16 protein-coding genes are annotated in these 16240 nt (G+C 67.6%); 4 read left to right on the forward strand and 12 right to left on the reverse strand.

What is annotated here, in order from left to right; genetic code table 11:
• Positions 1 to 313: 313 nt before the first annotated feature.
• The 7 genes from tsaD to AB4Z47_RS18085 form a co-directional block, all read right to left on the reverse strand.
• Positions 314 to 1357 (reverse strand): tRNA (adenosine(37)-N6)-threonylcarbamoyltransferase complex transferase subunit TsaD, encoded by a 1044-nt coding sequence (gene tsaD, locus AB4Z47_RS18055; protein ID WP_441952171.1) that lies wholly within the window; start codon positions 1355 to 1357, stop codon positions 314 to 316.
• On the reverse strand, positions 1354 to 1875 hold the full coding sequence (gene rimI, locus AB4Z47_RS18060) for a ribosomal protein S18-alanine N-acetyltransferase (RefSeq protein ID WP_441952173.1): 522 nt from the start codon (positions 1873 to 1875) through the stop codon (positions 1354 to 1356). Before rimI ends, tsaD begins: the two co-directional genes overlap by 4 nt.
• Positions 1872 to 2591 (reverse strand): tRNA (adenosine(37)-N6)-threonylcarbamoyltransferase complex dimerization subunit type 1 TsaB, encoded by a 720-nt coding sequence (gene tsaB, locus AB4Z47_RS18065; RefSeq protein ID WP_441952175.1) that lies wholly within the window; start codon positions 2589 to 2591, stop codon positions 1872 to 1874. The genes rimI and tsaB overlap by 4 nt, the downstream gene beginning before the upstream one ends.
• 55 nt (positions 2592 to 2646) lie before the next feature.
• Complete coding sequence (tsaE, locus tag AB4Z47_RS18070) at positions 2647 to 3099, reverse strand: tRNA (adenosine(37)-N6)-threonylcarbamoyltransferase complex ATPase subunit type 1 TsaE (protein ID WP_441952177.1); 453 nt, start codon at positions 3097 to 3099, stop codon at positions 2647 to 2649.
• Positions 3092 to 4180: an alpha/beta fold hydrolase gene (locus AB4Z47_RS18075; RefSeq protein WP_441952178.1), complete on the reverse strand. Its 1089-nt coding sequence runs from the start codon at positions 4178 to 4180 to the stop codon at positions 3092 to 3094. Before AB4Z47_RS18075 ends, tsaE begins: the two co-directional genes overlap by 8 nt.
• Entirely contained in the window at positions 4177 to 5283 is a 1107-nt protein-coding gene (alr, locus tag AB4Z47_RS18080) for an alanine racemase (protein WP_441952180.1), read from the reverse strand. The genes AB4Z47_RS18075 and alr overlap by 4 nt, the downstream gene beginning before the upstream one ends.
• 426 nt (positions 5284 to 5709) lie before the next feature.
• Positions 5710 to 7158 carry an NAD(P)H-hydrate dehydratase gene (locus AB4Z47_RS18085; RefSeq protein ID WP_441952182.1) on the reverse strand — a complete coding sequence of 483 codons (1449 nt, stop codon included), beginning with the start codon at positions 7156 to 7158 and terminating at the stop codon, positions 5710 to 5712.
• A 171-nt stretch (positions 7159 to 7329) separates the two neighbouring features.
• On the opposite strand from AB4Z47_RS18085, the gene AB4Z47_RS18090 reads away from it, so the two are divergent.
• Positions 7330 to 7758: a cupredoxin domain-containing protein gene (locus AB4Z47_RS18090; RefSeq protein ID WP_441952183.1), complete on the forward strand. Its 429-nt coding sequence runs from the start codon at positions 7330 to 7332 to the stop codon at positions 7756 to 7758.
• Between the two features lie 53 nt (positions 7759 to 7811).
• On the opposite strand, the gene AB4Z47_RS18095 is transcribed toward AB4Z47_RS18090, so the two are convergent.
• Positions 7812 to 8303 (reverse strand): MarR family winged helix-turn-helix transcriptional regulator, encoded by a 492-nt coding sequence (locus AB4Z47_RS18095; RefSeq protein ID WP_441952185.1) that lies wholly within the window; start codon positions 8301 to 8303, stop codon positions 7812 to 7814.
• Between the two features lie 139 nt (positions 8304 to 8442).
• Between AB4Z47_RS18095 and AB4Z47_RS18100 the strand changes: the two genes are divergently transcribed.
• Positions 8443 to 9639: an MFS transporter gene (locus tag AB4Z47_RS18100; RefSeq protein WP_441952187.1), complete on the forward strand. Its 1197-nt coding sequence runs from the start codon at positions 8443 to 8445 to the stop codon at positions 9637 to 9639.
• 16 nt (positions 9640 to 9655) lie between these two features.
• Here AB4Z47_RS18100 and glmS read toward each other — a convergent pair whose 3' ends face one another.
• Positions 9656 to 11539, reverse strand: a complete 1884-nt coding sequence (gene glmS, locus AB4Z47_RS18105) for a glutamine--fructose-6-phosphate transaminase (isomerizing) (RefSeq protein WP_441952188.1) — start codon at positions 11537 to 11539, stop codon at positions 9656 to 9658.
• A 36-nt stretch (positions 11540 to 11575) separates the two neighbouring features.
• Between glmS and AB4Z47_RS18110 the strand changes: the two genes are divergently transcribed.
• The gene (locus tag AB4Z47_RS18110; protein ID WP_441952190.1) at positions 11576 to 12433 is read left to right on the forward strand and encodes a dienelactone hydrolase family protein; all 858 of its coding nucleotides are present in this window, start codon (positions 11576 to 11578) and stop codon (positions 12431 to 12433) included.
• A gap of 7 nt (positions 12434 to 12440) precedes the next feature.
• Here the strand turns inward: AB4Z47_RS18110 and AB4Z47_RS18115 are convergent, their stop codons facing one another.
• From AB4Z47_RS18115 to AB4Z47_RS18125, 3 genes are read right to left on the reverse strand one after another with little or no spacing between them, the layout of a single operon-like run.
• A complete protein-coding gene (locus AB4Z47_RS18115; protein WP_441952192.1) occupies positions 12441 to 12788 on the reverse strand; it encodes a hypothetical protein in 348 nt (115 codons plus the stop codon).
• Between the two features lie 49 nt (positions 12789 to 12837).
• On the reverse strand, positions 12838 to 14475 hold the full coding sequence (locus AB4Z47_RS18120) for a hypothetical protein (RefSeq protein ID WP_441952193.1): 1638 nt from the start codon (positions 14473 to 14475) through the stop codon (positions 12838 to 12840).
• Positions 14476 to 14533: 58 nt separating this feature from the next.
• Positions 14534 to 14845, reverse strand: coding sequence for a hypothetical protein (locus AB4Z47_RS18125; protein ID WP_441952194.1), 312 nt, complete (start codon positions 14843 to 14845; stop codon positions 14534 to 14536).
• Between the two features lie 415 nt (positions 14846 to 15260).
• Between AB4Z47_RS18125 and AB4Z47_RS18130 the strand changes: the two genes are divergently transcribed.
• Positions 15261 to 16109 carry an LLM class flavin-dependent oxidoreductase gene (locus AB4Z47_RS18130; protein ID WP_441952196.1) on the forward strand — a complete coding sequence of 283 codons (849 nt, stop codon included), beginning with the start codon at positions 15261 to 15263 and terminating at the stop codon, positions 16107 to 16109.
• The last annotated feature ends 131 nt before the right edge of the window (positions 16110 to 16240 follow it).

A 16240-nucleotide genomic window follows, 5' to 3' on the forward strand; every position in this document is an offset into this window, starting at 1 on the left:
GTCTCACCCACTGGCCACTACCGGCAGCGAGTCTCCCTTACCTGCCCGACCCGCTTCTCATTGGGGCCACGAACACAGAGCGCAGACGCCTCGCCACGCAACTGCGTCGGCCCCACTCCTATTCCTATTTCCGAGCGCAGCGAGACCGAGCATTCCCCGTTCGCGGCCCGGCTCGCGTCCGAGCGGCCGACGCGTTCGCGACAAAGTCGCCAGCGGCGGTCGCTCGCACGCGAGCCATAAGGGGGCCGCGAACACGCGGTGCCGCAGGCGCCGCCAAACAAACCCAGACGCTGCAAATCAAACAGAGAACAGGTCAGCGGACCGAACTGACCGACACCGGCAGGCCCGGATCGGTGGCCACCGACAGCGGCGACGGCTCCGCGCCGCCCGCGATCACATGGGCGCCGAGCGCGGCGATCATCACCCCGTTGTCCGTGCACAGCCGAGGCTTGGGCACACGAAGAGTCAAACCGGCCGCCGCGCAACGCTCCTCGGCCATCGAGCGGATCCGCGAGTTGGCCGTCGCGCCGCCGCCGAGCACCAGCGTGCCGACACCGACGTCCTCAGCCGCACGCACGGCCTTCATAGTGAGCACGTCCGCGACCGACTCCTGGAACGACGCCGCGATATCCGAGATCGGCAGATCCTCGGCGGCGATGCCGTCGCGCTGAGCTGCCTCCACGTAGCGGGCGACCGCGGTCTTGAGACCGGAGAAGGAAAAGTCGTAGCGCGGGTCACGCGGTCCGGTCATGCCGCGCGGGAACATGATCGCGCGCGGATCACCGGTCGCCGCGGCGGCATCGAGTGCGGGACCGCCGGGGAAGCCGAGCCCGAGCAGGCGCGCCACCTTGTCGAACGCCTCGCCCGCCGCGTCGTCGACGGTGCTGCCCAGCTCAACGATCGGCTCGGCCAGGTCCGTGACATGCAGCAAATGCGTATGCCCGCCGGACACCAGCAGCGCGATGCACGGCGGCATAGGACCGTGTTCGAGGGTGTCTACCGCGACATGCCCACCGAGGTGGTTGAGCGCGTAGAACGGCACATCCCACGCCGCCGCATACGCTTTCGCCGCCGCGACACCAACAAGTAGCGCACCGGCCAGACCCGGCCCGATCGTCACGGACAGTGCGTCCGGCTTCGCGATACCCGCCGTGGACAGGGCGCGCCGCATGGCGGGCACGATCGCCTCGAGATGTGCGCGCGAGGCGATTTCGGGTACAACGCCGCCGAAGCGCGCGTGCTGGTCGACGCTGGAGGCGACCTCGTCCGCGAGCAGCTCGCACGTGCCGTCAGGGTTCCTTCGCACGATGCCGACGCCGGTTTCGTCGCAGGAACTCTCGATCCCCATGATGATCACGAGAGCACCTCGTCCGGCTTGCTCGCTCGCCACTCCCGGTCCTCGGCGGCGAGCGCAGGACGGCGCATCGTGTACGCGTCCGCACCGCTGGGGTGGTAGTAGTTCTTGCGCAACCCGATGATGTGGAAGCCGTGCTTGGCATACAGCGCGATCGCGGGCGCGTTGTCGGTGCGAACCTCGAGGAACACCGGTCCGCCTCGGCTGCCCGCCTCGGCAAGCAGCGCCTCGAGCAGCAACGTGCCGATGCCCGCGCGATGCCAGCCGGGGTCGACACCGATGGTATGCACCTCGGCCTCGGGGTGTTCGGCATCACCCAGCAGGGCAATGCCCGCATAGCCGACCATTCGCCCGTCGTCGTCCCGAGCGGTGATGTAGCGGTTGTGCGCGCCGGCCAGCTCCGACTGGAACGCGATCGCGTGCCATGGGTCGTCCTCGGGAAACAGCAGCTGCTCCAGTTCGACACAGCGTTCTATGTCCGCGGCCACCATCGGCTCGATCCGGAAACCCACCAGCATCATGCTCCCATCCGGTCGAGGGTGCGGTAGGCGTTCTCGACAGCGTCCGGCCTGCGCAAATACAGCGGGACCAAAGGTTCGGGCACGCTACGGGCGAGCACCTCTGCCGCCGCGACGCGCACCAGCCCGACGGGCGAGGGCGTCTCGGCCGGAAGCACGGGAAGATCGAAGAAATCGACATGCGACGCGGATCCGGCGATCGCCGTGGCCTGCCCTGCGTCGAGGTCGGCGGGCTTGCACACCTCGGGCCCCGCCACGCGGGCGCCCTCGCGATATCGCGCCCAGTACACCTCGCGTCGGCGGGCGTCGGTCACCACGAGCAGCTCGCTGGTCGGCGGGAGCACGGCCGCCTCGGGACGCTGGGCGAGATCGATCGCCGCGTCCGCGGCGATCGCGTCGAGACTGCACACGCCATATACCGGAATGCCGAGCGCGTCACCGAATGCGGCCGCCGTCGCCATGCCGACTCGGAGGCCGGTGAACGGCCCAGGACCGACGCCGACCACGAGCGCGGCGATGTCGGTCCTGGAACGACCTGCCTCGGTGAGGCATTCGAGGATCTGCGGGGTGAGCACCTCGGCATGCGCGCGCGGGTCGACCCGCACCCGGGAGGCGACAGTGCGCGTCTGGGCAGGGATGGCCGGATCAGCGCCTTGCTCCAGTTCCACCAGTCCCGCTGTGACGGCGGGTGTCGCGGTGTCGACGGCTAATACAAGCATGATTGGCCTAACGATACCGCTTGGCAGGTGTCACCGACGCGTAGCTACCTTACAGTTAATCCACCCATTCCCAGATCGCGGTGCGCACATCCGAATCCGGTTCGCGCGACAGCAGCACGCGCAGGTGCCGATCCGTGAGATGCTCCACCACCCCGCGGCCCCACTCCACCACGACCACCGCCTGATGCAGATCGGTGTCCAGATCAAGCGCGTCCAGATCGTCCAAGTCGCCACCGAGCCGATACGCGTCCACGTGCACCATCGACACCGCGGGCGCGCCCTCGCGGTGCCCCGCGCGGTGCTGGCGGGCGATGATGAACGTCGGCGAGCTGACCCGGCCCTGCACGCCGAGGCCGGCGGCAATGCCACGGGTGAGTGCGGTCTTGCCCGCACCGAGCGGGCCGTCCAGCACCACCAGGTCACCGGCACGCAGGTCCCTTGCCAGTTCGCGGCCGAGGGCCTCGGTGTCGGCGACCGTGGGCAGAATCCGTTGCCGCCGTTCAGCCACCGGCCACCCCCGGTGCGCTCAGCGGCGCCGGTTCGATCGCGCCCGCCCGCACGAGCAACCGGTCGAGTGCGGCGTTGACGACCTCCGGGTATTGCAGCTGCGGCATGTGCGCCGCACCAGGGAGCAGGACGAGTTCGCTGTTCGGCAGCGCGTCGGCGAGGGCGCGGGAATTGCGCCACGGGATCACCAGATCGTGCGCGCCGCCGAGCACCAGGACCGGCGTGTCCGCCAACGTAGGTAGCGCCGCCGATTCGTCGTGCAGCTCGATCGCCTCGAGGAAGCTCACGATGGTCTCGACCGGTGTCTGATCGATCATCATCGTCGTGAAACGCGACAAGGTCGGACTCACCTGGCCGTGAAACGCGCTGACGTGCAAGATCGGTGTAATCACGTGGCGCGCGGTCGCGCGGCCCGCCTGCACGAGTGCCGGCGCGGTGCGCACGGCCAGCCGGAAGCCGTCGATCGCCGGGTTGCGCAGCAGCTGTCCGATGCCCGCCGAAGTGACCTCGGCGGCGGCGGTGCAAAGCAGCGCGATCCCGATCACCCTGGCCGCGAACAACTCCGGGAACTGCGCAGCAGCGGCGAGCACCGCCATCCCGCCCAGCGAATGCCCAACCAGCACGACGGGCCCGGTCGCGGCGGTGGACTCCAACACCGTGACTATGTCGCGCCCGAGCTGGGCGATGGTGCAGCTCGCGGTGCTCGGCGTGCCGGAGCGGCCGTGTCCGCGCAGATCGAGCAGCACCATGTGAACTTGCGCTCCCCAGCGCTTTTCCAGGTCGCGGCGCTGGAAATGGAAAGACTCCATGCTGTTGCAGAAGCCGTGCACGAAAATCACCGTGACCGGCGCATCCGGCGGGCCGCATTCGCGGGTGGCCAGTCGAACGCCGTCCTGGGCGAGCACCGCACCGGGGCGGTCCGCGTCGAGGACGGCGAAATTCTCGTCGCGGTATTCGTCACGACGCGCGGGCCACAGCACCCGCGCACCGGCACGGCGCAAGGCGTGCACGCCGGCCAATGCGCCGACCAAGCCGACGGTGGCCAGCCCGCCGCGCACCGGGGTCATCAGTTGGCGTTTCATCGGGCACCACCGGTGAAACGCCTGGCGACCCGGCCACGGGGCGAACACACCACCTCGTAGTGGATGGTGCCGAGCAGGTCCGCCCAGTCCTGGGCGTGCGGTTCCGCACCGAACAGGACCGCGGTGTCGCCTTCCCGGACGCCCGCGGCATTGTCGCCGAGATCGACGACGAACTGGTCCATGCACACCCGGCCGACGTTCCTGCGGCGGGCGCCGCCGAGCCAGACGTCGAAACGTCCGCTCAAGGGGCGGAACACGCCGTCGGCGTAGCCCGCGGGGATCAGCGCCACGGTGGTGTCGCGCGGTGCGATCCACTGGTGCCCGTACGAGACCCCCTCCCCCGCCGCCACCTCCTTGACCAGGGCAACCCTGGCCTGGAAGGTCATCGCCGGACGTAGACCGAAGTCGCCGAGGTCGGGTACCGGTGACAGGCCGTAGATGGCGATACCTGGACGAACCATGTCGAAAGCCAGGTCGGGGCGGGTCAGAGTGGCGGCCGAATTGGCTAGATGCACCAGCTCGGGTTCGAGCCCGTGCTCCTTGGCCGCGGCGATCGCCTCCAGGAACCGGGCGCGTTGCACGTCGTTGTTGCGATGCTCCGGTTCATCGGCGTGCGCGAGATGGGAGAAGATCGCGCGGAAGCGCACCGCCTGCTCGTCCACCAGCGCGCACAGGGCCGTCAGAAACTGCGGGTATTCGATCGGCGACACGCCGTTACGGTTCAGACCGGTGTCCACCTTCACGGTGACCGTGGCGGTGCGGCCCGTGCTGCGAGCCGCCGCCTCGACCGCGCGCAGATGGGCGAGCGAGGAAACGCCGATCTCGATGTCGGCGGCGATCGCTGCCGCGAAATCCGCGTCGGAGTTGTTGAGCCAGCACAGGATCGGGGCAGTGATCCCGGCCGTGCGCAACTGCACCGCCTCGGCCACCGTGGTAACGCCCAGCTCCACGGCCCCCGCCGCCAGGGCCGCGCGTGCGACCTCGACTGCGCCATGGTTGTAGCCGTCCGCCTTCACCACTGCCATCACCGCGGCATCGCCTGCGTGTTCCCGCAGAATCCGCACGTTGTGGGCTATGGCATCCAGATCGATGACCGTCTCCACCTACGTTCCCCCGCCTCTCCGGGTCTTCCGGCTCCCCCGCCACTCCGGGCCTTCAGGCCGTACTAGTGGGGTGACGTGGGGTTTTCGTTCAGGTCCTGCCTTTGGTGCTCCCCCGCCTCTCCGGGCCTTCAGGCCATACAAGTCGGATGACGTGGGGTTTTCGTTCAGGTCCCGCGTTGGTGCCTCTTCAGTTCTGGACGTACCCGACGAGTTACCCATGTGCTTTCGAAATCAGTTGTTGGGTTGGTTTCGGTCGAGTGTATTGGCGCGTTGGGATCTGGTCGCAGTCGGTTCATGCGGCGGTCTCGGGCAAGCGCCGTGGGGGCGGCAGGCCCGTGGGGGCGGGTCACCGGTCCACCGGCGGGATCGGCTCGATCATGCGAACTCCCGACCGACCGTCCGCGACCCCTGGGGTGATGACCCGACTCACGCTCGCGGACGAGCGAGGGCGCGGAGAACGCGGATGGCTGGACGGACGTGGTCGAGCAGGGGCATTGCCGAGGTGGGGGCACCGACCGGGTGGTCCTCGTTGGCGGCGAGGTTGGCGGCGAGGGAGTGGGCCCGAGCGGCAGCGGCGGCCGACCAGGCGGGGTCGCGGCCCGCGGCGAGGAGAGCGCCGATGATGCCCGAGAGCACGTCGCCCGCGCCAGCGGTGGCGGCCCAGGAGCCGCCCGCCTCGTTGACCAGAACAGCGTGTCCCGGGGTGGCGACCAGCGTGGCACGACCCTTCAGCAGCACGGTGACGCACCAGGAGTCGGCGAGGTCGCGGACGGCGGCCACCCGGTCCTTGCCTACCTCATGGCCGGTGAGGCGGGCGAACTCCCCCGCGTGCGGCGTCAGCACGGTCGGGGCCGGGCGATCGCGAACCAGCGTCGGCTCGGCGGCGAGCAAAGTCAGGCCGTCGGCGTCGACGACGACCGGGAGATCGGTGGACAGGATTTCGGCGAGGCGCTTCCTGGCGTCGCTGTCGGTGCCGGCACCGGGACCGAAGACCCAGGACTGGACCCGGCCGGCCTCGGAAACCCGCTGGGTCGCGATCACTTCCGGGAAGTGACGCAGCACCTCGGCCGCCCCGGTTCCGGCATAACGGATCATGCCAGAGGTCGCGGCGACGGCGGCGCCAGTACACAGCACCGCCGCGCCCGGATACGTCGCGCTGCCCGCGCAGACGCCGGTGACGCCCTGCGTGTACTTGTCGTCGGCCGGACCGGGTACCGGCCACGCGGCGCCGATCGATGCGGGCTCCAGCGCGGCGAGATTCGATTCCTGGAGACGTAAACCGATGGGGACCAGCTCGATTCGGCCGCAATGCGGCGCGGCAAGTGCGTGCACCGGTTTATAGGCGCCGAAGGCGACCGTGACCGCGGCGCGCACGGCGGGCCCTTCGACCGCGCCGGTGTCCGGATCAACGCCGCTGGGCAGGTCGGCCGCGACGATCGGAGCATCCAGCGCCGCAACGAGTTCCGCGGCGCGCGGGCGTAACGGACCGTGGCCGGAGATGCCGACGATACCGTCGATCACCAGGTCCGGATCGCCGACTTCGTCCCGCACCCGGCCACCCGTCTTGCGCAGCGCCGCAAGCCCTTTCGCATGCGCCCGCTCCGGATTGAACAGCACCGCGGTCACCGCGACACCCCGGCGGCGCAGCATCGAACCGGCCCAGAGCACGTCGCCACCGTTGTCGCCGGATCCGACCAGGAGCGTCACCGCCCGTCCCGCGATACCGCCGGTGCGCGATCGCAGTTCCGCCGCGACCACCGTGGCCAAACCATGCGACGCGCGCCGCATGGGCACACCGTCCGGAACACGGGTGAACAGCTCGGCCTCGGCCGCGCGCACTTCGTCGGCGGTGAAATACCCCCGCTGCGTGGACATGCCACTCCCTCCGTCGGTCTTGCCCGTGCCGAGCCGATGGCCGGCCGATTTGTTGTCATGAGGTACCGCCTGTCACACCTGGCACCCACCGGCCCGGCGGCGTCGAGCCGATCGGAGGTCCGCCGCGCCACCACACGGACTCGCGACGGCGGCAGACTACGCTTGGCCATCATGCCAATCGTCCACCGTCGCACAAGGCCCACGTGGGTTGTCACGGGATTCGTTATCGGCGCGCTTGTGCTGTCCGGATGCGGTGGCGGCGATTCCGGCTCGGCCACCACGACCACGAAGAGACCTCCTCGCGCGGCCACCACGACCTCCCAGCGGACAGGCGCGCAGAAGGCCGCGGCCGCCACCATCGCGGTCGATGACATGAAATTCTCGCCCGCCGAGGTCACCGTCAAGGTCGGCGACACGGTCACCTGGAAGTTCGTCGACAAGGTTCCGCACACCGTGCAGGGCATCGGCGACAAGGCGATGGGCATCAACAGCCCCATCGTCGACAAGGGCGAGTGGAGCTACACCTTCACTTCCCCCGGCACTTTCCGCTACCTCTGCTCGCTGCACCCAGAGATGCGCGGCACGGTCACCGTCGAGTAGGGGCTCGCGTCCGACCGAGCCCGGCCAGGCATAGTTCAGGCAATACGAACGACTCAGACCGGGCGGTAGTCGCGGGTGCGTGCGCCGCGGGCCGAGCTGGTGTTCAGTGCCTCGACGGTGGCGACGAGTGGAGCCAGTTCGGGGTCCGCGGCGGCTTGTCCGAGCGCGCCGGCAAGCGCGGCGTCGTGCGTGGGGCGTGCCTTTTCCAGGAGGTCGAGTCCCGCCGGGGTCACGTCCGTGTAGATACCGCGACGGTCGTCCGGGCAGAGGTAACGCTGGAGCAGGCCGCGGTCTTCGAGCCGGGAGACCAGGCGGGTGGTGGCGCTCTGGCTCAGCACCACGGCATCGGCGACCTGGTTCATCCGCAGATGACCTCCCGGCCCGTCGTGCTGACGGCTGAGGACTACGAGCAGCGAGTACTCGCGCACGCTCAGGTCATGACCGGATTGCAGGGCGCGTTCGATATGTGCCTCGATCCGGTCGTGCAGCAGCGACAGTGCGTACCAACCATCGGCCAAGCCGGTCAGGGCGGCATCCGCGGTCATGGCGTTTCCTTCGGCGTCGGGGATCGTCCCCTTCAGGATAGATGAGTTTCCGCAATAGCCAGCGCTTGCAATTATCGAGCGCCTGCAATTATTGTTGACGCCTGTAAACATCAGGCGCAACATCATGGAGGCTTTCCTCATGCCGCTCGCACTCCTCGCCCTGACACTCGGGGCATTCGGAATCGGGACCACGGAATTCGTCGTCGTCGGCTTGCTGCCCGACATCGCCGACACCTACGCGGTGTCCATCCCCACGGCAGGACTACTGGTCACCGGATACGCGCTCGGCGTAGTGGCAGGTGCGCCGCTGATGACCGGGCTCGGCACCCGCGTTTCGCGCAAGCGCATGCTCCTCTGCACGCTGGCGCTGCTGGTCGTGGGCAACGTATTGTCCGCTATCGCGCCCACTTTCGGGGTGATGCTGACCGGCCGGGTCGTGGCTTCGCTGGCACATGGCGCGTTCTTCGGGATCGGCGCGGTCGTCGCGGGGAATGTGGTCCGCCCCGACCGGCGGGCCGGCGCGATCGCGATCATGTTCACCGGCCTGACCGTCGCCACCATGGTCGGTGTGCCGCTCGGGACGCTACTCGGCCAGCACTTCGGCTGGCGGCTGACCTTTCTGTTCGTCGCGTTGGTCGGCCTGATCGGCCTGATCGGCGTCGGCGTGCTGGTCCCGGAGCAAGCCACGCCGCGAGACGCCCGGCTGCGCAATGAGCTAGCGGTGTTCCGCAACCCACAGGTACTGCTCGCGATGGCGATGACGGTGCTCGGCTTCGGCGGCGTGTTCGCCGCGATCACCTATCTCGCGCCCATGATGACCGAGGTCACCGGCTACGCAAACAGCTCGGTCACCTGGTTGCTCGTGTTGTTCGGTCTCGGCTTCTTCGCAGGCAACCTGATCGGCGGCAAGTTCGCCGACCGCCACTTGATGCCGATGCTGTACATCACCCTCGGCGGGCTCGCGATCGTGCTCGCACTGTTCACCGTCACGGCGCACAACAAGATCGCGGCCGCGATCACTGTCGTTTCGATCGGTGCGCTCGGCTTCGCCACAGTCCCACCGCTGCAGAAACGCGTGCTCGACCAAGCGGCAGGCGCACCCACTTTGGCGTCCGCAGTCAACATCGGCGCCTTCAACCTCGGCAATGCGCTCTCCGCCTGGCTCGGCGGCCTGGTTATCGCCGCAGGCCTCGGCTACACGTCCCCCAACTGGGTCGGCGTCGCCCTGGTCCTGGTCGCCCTCGGTCTGGCCGTCCTCTCCGGTACTCTCGAGCGCCGCGCCACGACGACCGAGCCGGCCACCCCGGCCGACCCCTTCGTCCCCGCCCGAGTGTGACTACCCGAGCTGTGGGTTATTCGACCGTGACGGACTTTGCGAGGTTGCGGGGTTTGTCGACGTCGTAACCCCGGGCCTGGGCCACTTCGGCGGCGAAGACCTGCAACGGAACCGTCGACAGGAGTGGCTGGAACAGGGTTGGCGCCGTGGGGATTTCGATGAGGTCGTCGGCGAACGGGCGGACCGTGTCGTCGCCTTCCTCCGCGATCACGATGGTGCGCGCGCCACGGGCCTGGATCTCGCGAATGTTGCTCAGCAGCTTGGAGTGCAGCACCGCGCGGCCCTTCGGGGACGGCATCACCACGATCACCGGCAGCCCCTCCTCGATCAGCGCGATCGGGCCGTGCTTGAGCTCACCCGCCGCGAAACCCTCGGCGTGCATGTACGCGAGCTCCTTGAGCTTGAGCGCACCCTCCAGCGCCACCGGGTAGCCGACATGACGACCGAGGAACAGCACGGTCGGCACCTGCGCCAGCTCGCGCGCGATGGTCCGCACCTGCGGCGCCGTCTCCAGCACCCGCTCCACCAGCTGCGGCATCGCCTCGAGTTCGGCGAACTCGCGCGCGACCTCATCCGGGTATTTGGTTCCGCGCGCCTGCGCCAACGCGAGCCCGACCAGGTAGTTCGCGGTCACCTGAGCGAGGAAAGCCTTGGTGGAGGCGACGCCGATCTCCGGCCCGGCCCTGGTGTAGAGGACCGCGTCGGACTCGCGGGGAATCTGCGCGCCGTTGGTGTTGCAGATCGCGAGGACGCGCGCCTTCTGCTCCTTGGCGTGACGCACGGCCTCCAGCGTGTCGGCGGTCTCGCCGGACTGGGAGATCGCCACCACCAGCGTGGAACGGTCCAGAACCGGATCGCGGTATCGGAATTCGCTGGCCAGCTCGACCTCGACGGGCAGCCTGGTCCAGTGCTCGATCGCATACTTGGCCAGCAAACCGGAGTGATAGGCACTGCCGCAGGCGACGACGAACACCTTGTCGAAGTCGCGCAGCTCCTGGTCTGCGAGGCGCTGCTCGTCCAGCACGATCCGGCCGGAACCATCCTGATCAGTGCTGAAATGTCCGATCAGGGTGTCGGCGACAGCGGCGGGCTGCTCCTCGATCTCCTTGAGCATGAAGTAGTCGTGGCCGCCCTTCTCGGCGGCCGCCAGATCCCAGTCGATCGTGAACGGGCGGGTGCGCGGGCCGGCGTCGTTGCCCGCGAAGTCGGTGACCCGGTAGCTCTCCGAGGTGATCACCACGGCTTGGTCCTGGCCGAGTTCGACCGCCTCTCGGGTGTGCTCGATGAACGCCGTGACATCGGAGGCGATGAACATCTCGCCTTTGCCGACCCCCACCACCAGTGGTGTGGAGCGCCGCGCTGCCACGATCGTGCCCGGGTGGTCGGCATGCGTGAAGACCAGGGTGAACGCACCCTCCAGCCGACGGAGCACCGCCAGCGCGCTGGCGGCGAAGTCGCCCGCGGTCGGACCCGCGGCGTAGGCGCGAGCCACCAGATGCACGGCGACCTCGGTGTCGGTGTCGCTGTGCAGCTCGACCCCGGCGTCCTCCAGCTCACGACGCAGCGGTGCGAAGTTCTCGATGATGCCGTTGTGCACCACCGCGACCTTGCCGTTGTCGTCGCGGTGCGGATGCGCGTTGCGGTCGGTCGGCGCGCCGTGCGTCGCCCAGCGGGTGTGTCCCATGCCGGTCGTGCCCACGAAGCGGTCGACCCTGGCTTCCGACAGCTCGGCCTCCAAATTGGCCAGTCGACCAGCCTTGCGTTCCACGGCCAGCGCGCCCGCGCCGTCCAGGATTGCCACACCCGCGGAGTCGTAGCCGCGATATTCCATGCGGCGCAACGCGTCAACGACAACGCCGAGCGCGTCTCGGTACCCGACGTACCCCACGATTCCGCACATGGCTCACCACACTACTTATCGGATAACGTTCACGTCGTGTCGGCGTCTGTGAAATCGCTTCTGAGCACCCTGACCAGCCGCGGCCCACACCGGGTGCTGCGCGGCAATCTGGCCATCGCAGGCCAGCCAGGGGTGGTGTTCACGCCTGAGTCCGGGCTGAACCTGCCTGCTGTCGCGTTCGGACATGGCTGGCTGACCGGTGTCGCCCAGTATCGTGGCCTGCTCGAGCATCTCGCCTCCTGGGGAATTGTGGCCGCCGCCCCGGACACCGAACGCGGGCCGATCCCGTCACATCTCGGCCTCGCCGCCGATCTACTCACCACGCTCGACATCTGCACCGGCGTCCGGCTCGGGGACGGCGATATCAGCGTGCACCCCGAACGCCTCGCCCTGATCGGGCACGGCATGGGCGCGGGTTCCGCCGTCATCGCCGCCGCCCAGCGTCAGGTTGCCGCCGTCGCTGCTCTTTTCCCCGCGCCGACGGCGCCGTCCGCCGAAACCCTCGCGCCCGACCTCGACATCCCGGCGCTGATCCTGGCGGGCGCCGCCGACATCACCTCGGTCAGCTCCAACGCCATCCCGCTGGCCACCGCGTGGGGCGACACGGCGATCCTGCGCGCCATCGACGCGGCATCGCACAACGGCATCATCGAGGGCCGCCGCGTTCTCGCCGCGGTCGGCGCGGGCAAACACGAACCGAAGACCGCCCGCACCACCCGCGCGTTGCTGGCCGGCTACCTGCTCGCCACGCTGGCGGGCGACAAGACCTATCGGCCCTTCGCCGACCCCGAAGAGGCCATCCCGCACACCAAGGTCGTAGACCCCGACGCCGCCCGCGAGGAGGAACCGCCGAAGCTGAAGGTCGGCCAGTTGGCCGCGCTGCTCCGGCGGTGATCAGGGATCAGATCAGCCAACTCTTGCGCTGATAGAACTTCGCCTCTTCGTCCTCGTCATCGACCGGCCCCACCGTCTGGTTCACCCTGCGGGCGGTCATCGACCGCGCAATGGCTTCGCGGTGTTCGCGTGCCTCGGCCTCCAGCCGCTCTTTCGCCTCGTCCTCGGCACGAGATTGCTCCAAATCGGCGTGCTCCGCCCAGAACCGGTCCATGTCGGCCGCCAGGTTCTGGGCGAATTCGCGGCCCTTCGCCGCCGTCCGCTCGTTGATCTCCTGAAGTTCATCGATCAGGATTGCCATCCGTCGCTGGTTCTCCTCGGCGAGTCGCCTCGCCTCCTCGGCATAGTTCACCATGCGGCTTGTCCTCGCTCACCCTGCACGGCCGAACGTCCGGTGTCCAGGCTCACAGCGGTCCTGCCTCGGCCAATTCCGCGCCACTGTCGAATGGGGGCTCGGGTTCCGGTCCGCCCCGCTCCGGGATGGGCTTCGGCCAATGCTCGCCGTCTTCTTCGCGTCGCGTAGTCGGAGGAGTTCCGGTCGACACGCCCGGCTGGCCGGTGTTCGGTTCAGGGACCGGTGTGGTGTCGGCCGGCTTGTCCTTCTCCGGCGTTTCGGAAGCCGGAGTGTGCGGCGCGGGCTCTTTCAACTCATGCATCGACAGGACCGGTATCCCGTGCTCGTCCAGCTCGAGATCGAACTCCTGCTGCTTGCCCTCCGCGTCGGACAACACAAGTTTCAACTGGCCGTCCGGCCCCATCTCGACCTTCACGTGTTTTCCGGCGATGTCGAACTCGGCCTTCGGCTTGCCGTCCTTGTCCCTATTGTTCGCGCCGTCTGTGTCGGCGTTCTTCGGATCGATGCTCTCTTTGAGCTTTTCGATCGCGCCGTCGATTCCACTCTTGATGGTTCCGCTCAGTGCGGTGACGCCTTGGTTGACTACCTGGGTGAGACCCGTTGCCAGCGGCGACAATTCCTTCGCCAGCTGGTTGAGTCCGTCCAGTGACGGAATCTTGGGGGTCGGCGTTGTCGGAGTGTTCGGCGTAGTTGGTGTGGTCGGAGTTGTTGGTGTGGTCGAAGTAGTGCTCGCGGGGACTGTGCTCGGCGTGGTGCCGGCCGCGGCCGTGGGGGTCGACGGTGTGCCGCGAGAGCCGGACGGCGCAGGAGAATCGGATTGGTTCTGGTTGTCCGGCATGCCTGAAGACGGTTTCGACTGCCCCTCGGGGCACGGATAGGCATGGTCGGACACCGCCGCCAACGCACCGGCCAGGTTCTGATACTGCAGCGTGAAGTGACCATCGGTCTGTGTGCAGACGTCGATGTAGCGGGTCAGTTTGTCATCGAAGTCCCGTTTGAAGGGGTTCTGTAGCCAATCGTTGACGGTATTGCGAATCTTTTCGCCGTAGGCGCCGGTCAGCTTCTGCTTGCGGTTGTTCTGGTGGGTAGGCACAGCGAGTGTGGGGAAGATCCGGCCGAGGTCGCGCATCTGGTTCCCGCTGATCCACTCGTGCGCATTGTGCACCTCGACAATGACTTTCACATCTTCCGGAGTCTTTCCGTCGATTTTCACGACCCTGCTGCCGTTCCCTGAATCCTCCAACAGCCCGAGTGTGGCATCGGCTTTCGCGCCCGCCGATTGCCGCAGCGAGTTCGCCATCGGGTCGATCGTCTTCCACGCCTCCCTGGCGTGCTGTCGATCCTCGTCGGCCAGGACAGACTGCTTGCTGAGCATGTCGAGCGCGGCGGTGGCCGCCGTTCCCTGCCACAGGTCGGGCAGCCGACCCGTGTAGGTCCGTTGCGCGTCCCATTGGCGATCTACCTCGGCCAGTGCGGTTTTCAACGCTTCCCCCGCCTGCTCCAGCTTTTCCACCCGCATGCCGCGCTGCTCGTCGTACCTGGCCAGCAGCTTGGCGAGATCCCCCCGGCCGCCGTTGCCGCCGAACGCCGCCTGGTACAGCGGCATGAATTTTATCCAGTACTGCAGCCCGTAGCTGCCTTCGTCCAGGACGGCGTCGATTGTCTTACCCTGCCAGGCAACGGCCATGGTCCCGACTCCTCGAATATGTGGTGTCGTCAGTGGAAACACGTGTCATTCGGCGCTCTCACATCTTGTTCGTCTCTGCCGCGCGCTGCCGGTCGGTCTCCGCGTACGTCACGACCGCCGCACCGAGCGCATCGGCGGTCGCGGTGGTGGCGTCGCTCCAGTTCTTCAGCCACGCGCTGATCCGCTCCAGCCCCTGATGTACCGCGATGCCTTGCTGCGTGTAGTTCCTGCCCGCCTCGTTGCCGTCGCCGAAAATATGGTCGGCAACCCGTTTGGCCTGGTCGCGGACCCCATCCGCCGATCTCCGATAGTCGCTGCCCAGCGCACCGAGCTCCCCCGTCCGAACCCCGACCATCTCCGATCCGCCCATGAACGCCCCTCCGTCCTCGTAGTGTCAAACCGCCGGGCGCCGAATCCACTTCGCGCCGACTGCCGCCATACTCTCTTCGACGCAACCCACCGACATTCGGTTCCCCGACTTCCGATCGACTCGATGCTCCGAGAAACCTACTGTCCGCGGCCAACGGCCACAACCAGCACAGAGTCGCACCCGATTCGCTTGTCTCCCATGGCGTTCACCTTCGGCCGGGCGGCGAGTCGATCGCGTCACCGGCCGACTCGCATCGTCACCGGTGAGAACGGTCGCACTGCGTGCTGATTGCGCATGATCCAGACTGGTTGCCGGAAAGCTGCCATGTGCTGGGCGCAGGTGGTCATCGCGATGGCCGCCAGGAGGATTTCGAGGTTAGGAGAGCCCATGGATTTGCACTCCGAAGCCCGAGCGCATGCCGCAGGTGAAATACCTGACTCAGGTGGCGCAGGCCGCGGAGCAGATCGGTTTCGACCGTGTTCTCATACCCTGCTCGTTCAGCAATGGCAGTTACGGTCTCGATACACCGTATGTGGACGCCTATACGACCGGTATGGCTTGCTTGGCGGCCACCACAAAACTTCAGGTGCTCGTCGCGCATCGACCTGGGTTCATCAATCCCGCCGTTTTCGCGCACATGTGCGCTACAGCCGACGAGTGGAGCGGCGGGCGCTTGGCCCTGAACATTGTGACCGCCGGTGTGCCGGGCGACATGGAGCAGTACGGCGACTATTTGGATCATGACGCGCGCTATCGACGGGCCGGTGAGTTCGTCGACATCATTCGATCTCTGTGGGCACTGAACGAGATCAATTATGGCGGCGAGTTCTACCAGCTGACCGGCGCACGTCTGGCAGCCATGCCGATACGGCCGGACGGCCCGGCGATACATCTCGTCGGCGCCTCTCCTGCCGCGATTGCGATGGCGGCGAAGCAAGCCGATGTCTACATGATGCAGGCCCACACGGTGGAAGAGACGGGTCGTCGGATCGCGGAAGTTCAGGAGCAAGCCGCGGCCCATGGGCGGTCACCGCGTTTCGCGGTGTGGTCCCGGATAATCGCCGCCGAGACAGACGAAGAAGCCCGCCGCCGGATACGCGCATTTGTGGAGCACGCGGATCCGCAGGTGGCGGTGGAGCACGCCAATCGAAATCGGCGCACGGTGTCGATCGAGGATGTGCGCCTGCGGACGGACAGCGATATCGAGACCTGGATCGCACCGAACATCTGGTCTGGTGTCGCCCATCTGACAGAGAGGATGTAGGTGAGCACCTCCCGCCGGGGTCTGACCCACCACCTGACTGACTCGGGGTCTTCAACGGGATCTGTCGGCCTGGGCGGGAGGTGCTCGTGTGCACTCACTGGGTGTGGCGTTGTGACTTCATAGGAGCCTGG

The sequence above is a fragment of the Nocardia sp. 2TAF39 genome (genome assembly GCF_052114905.1).
Lineage (GTDB): Bacteria > Actinomycetota > Actinomycetes > Mycobacteriales > Mycobacteriaceae > Nocardia.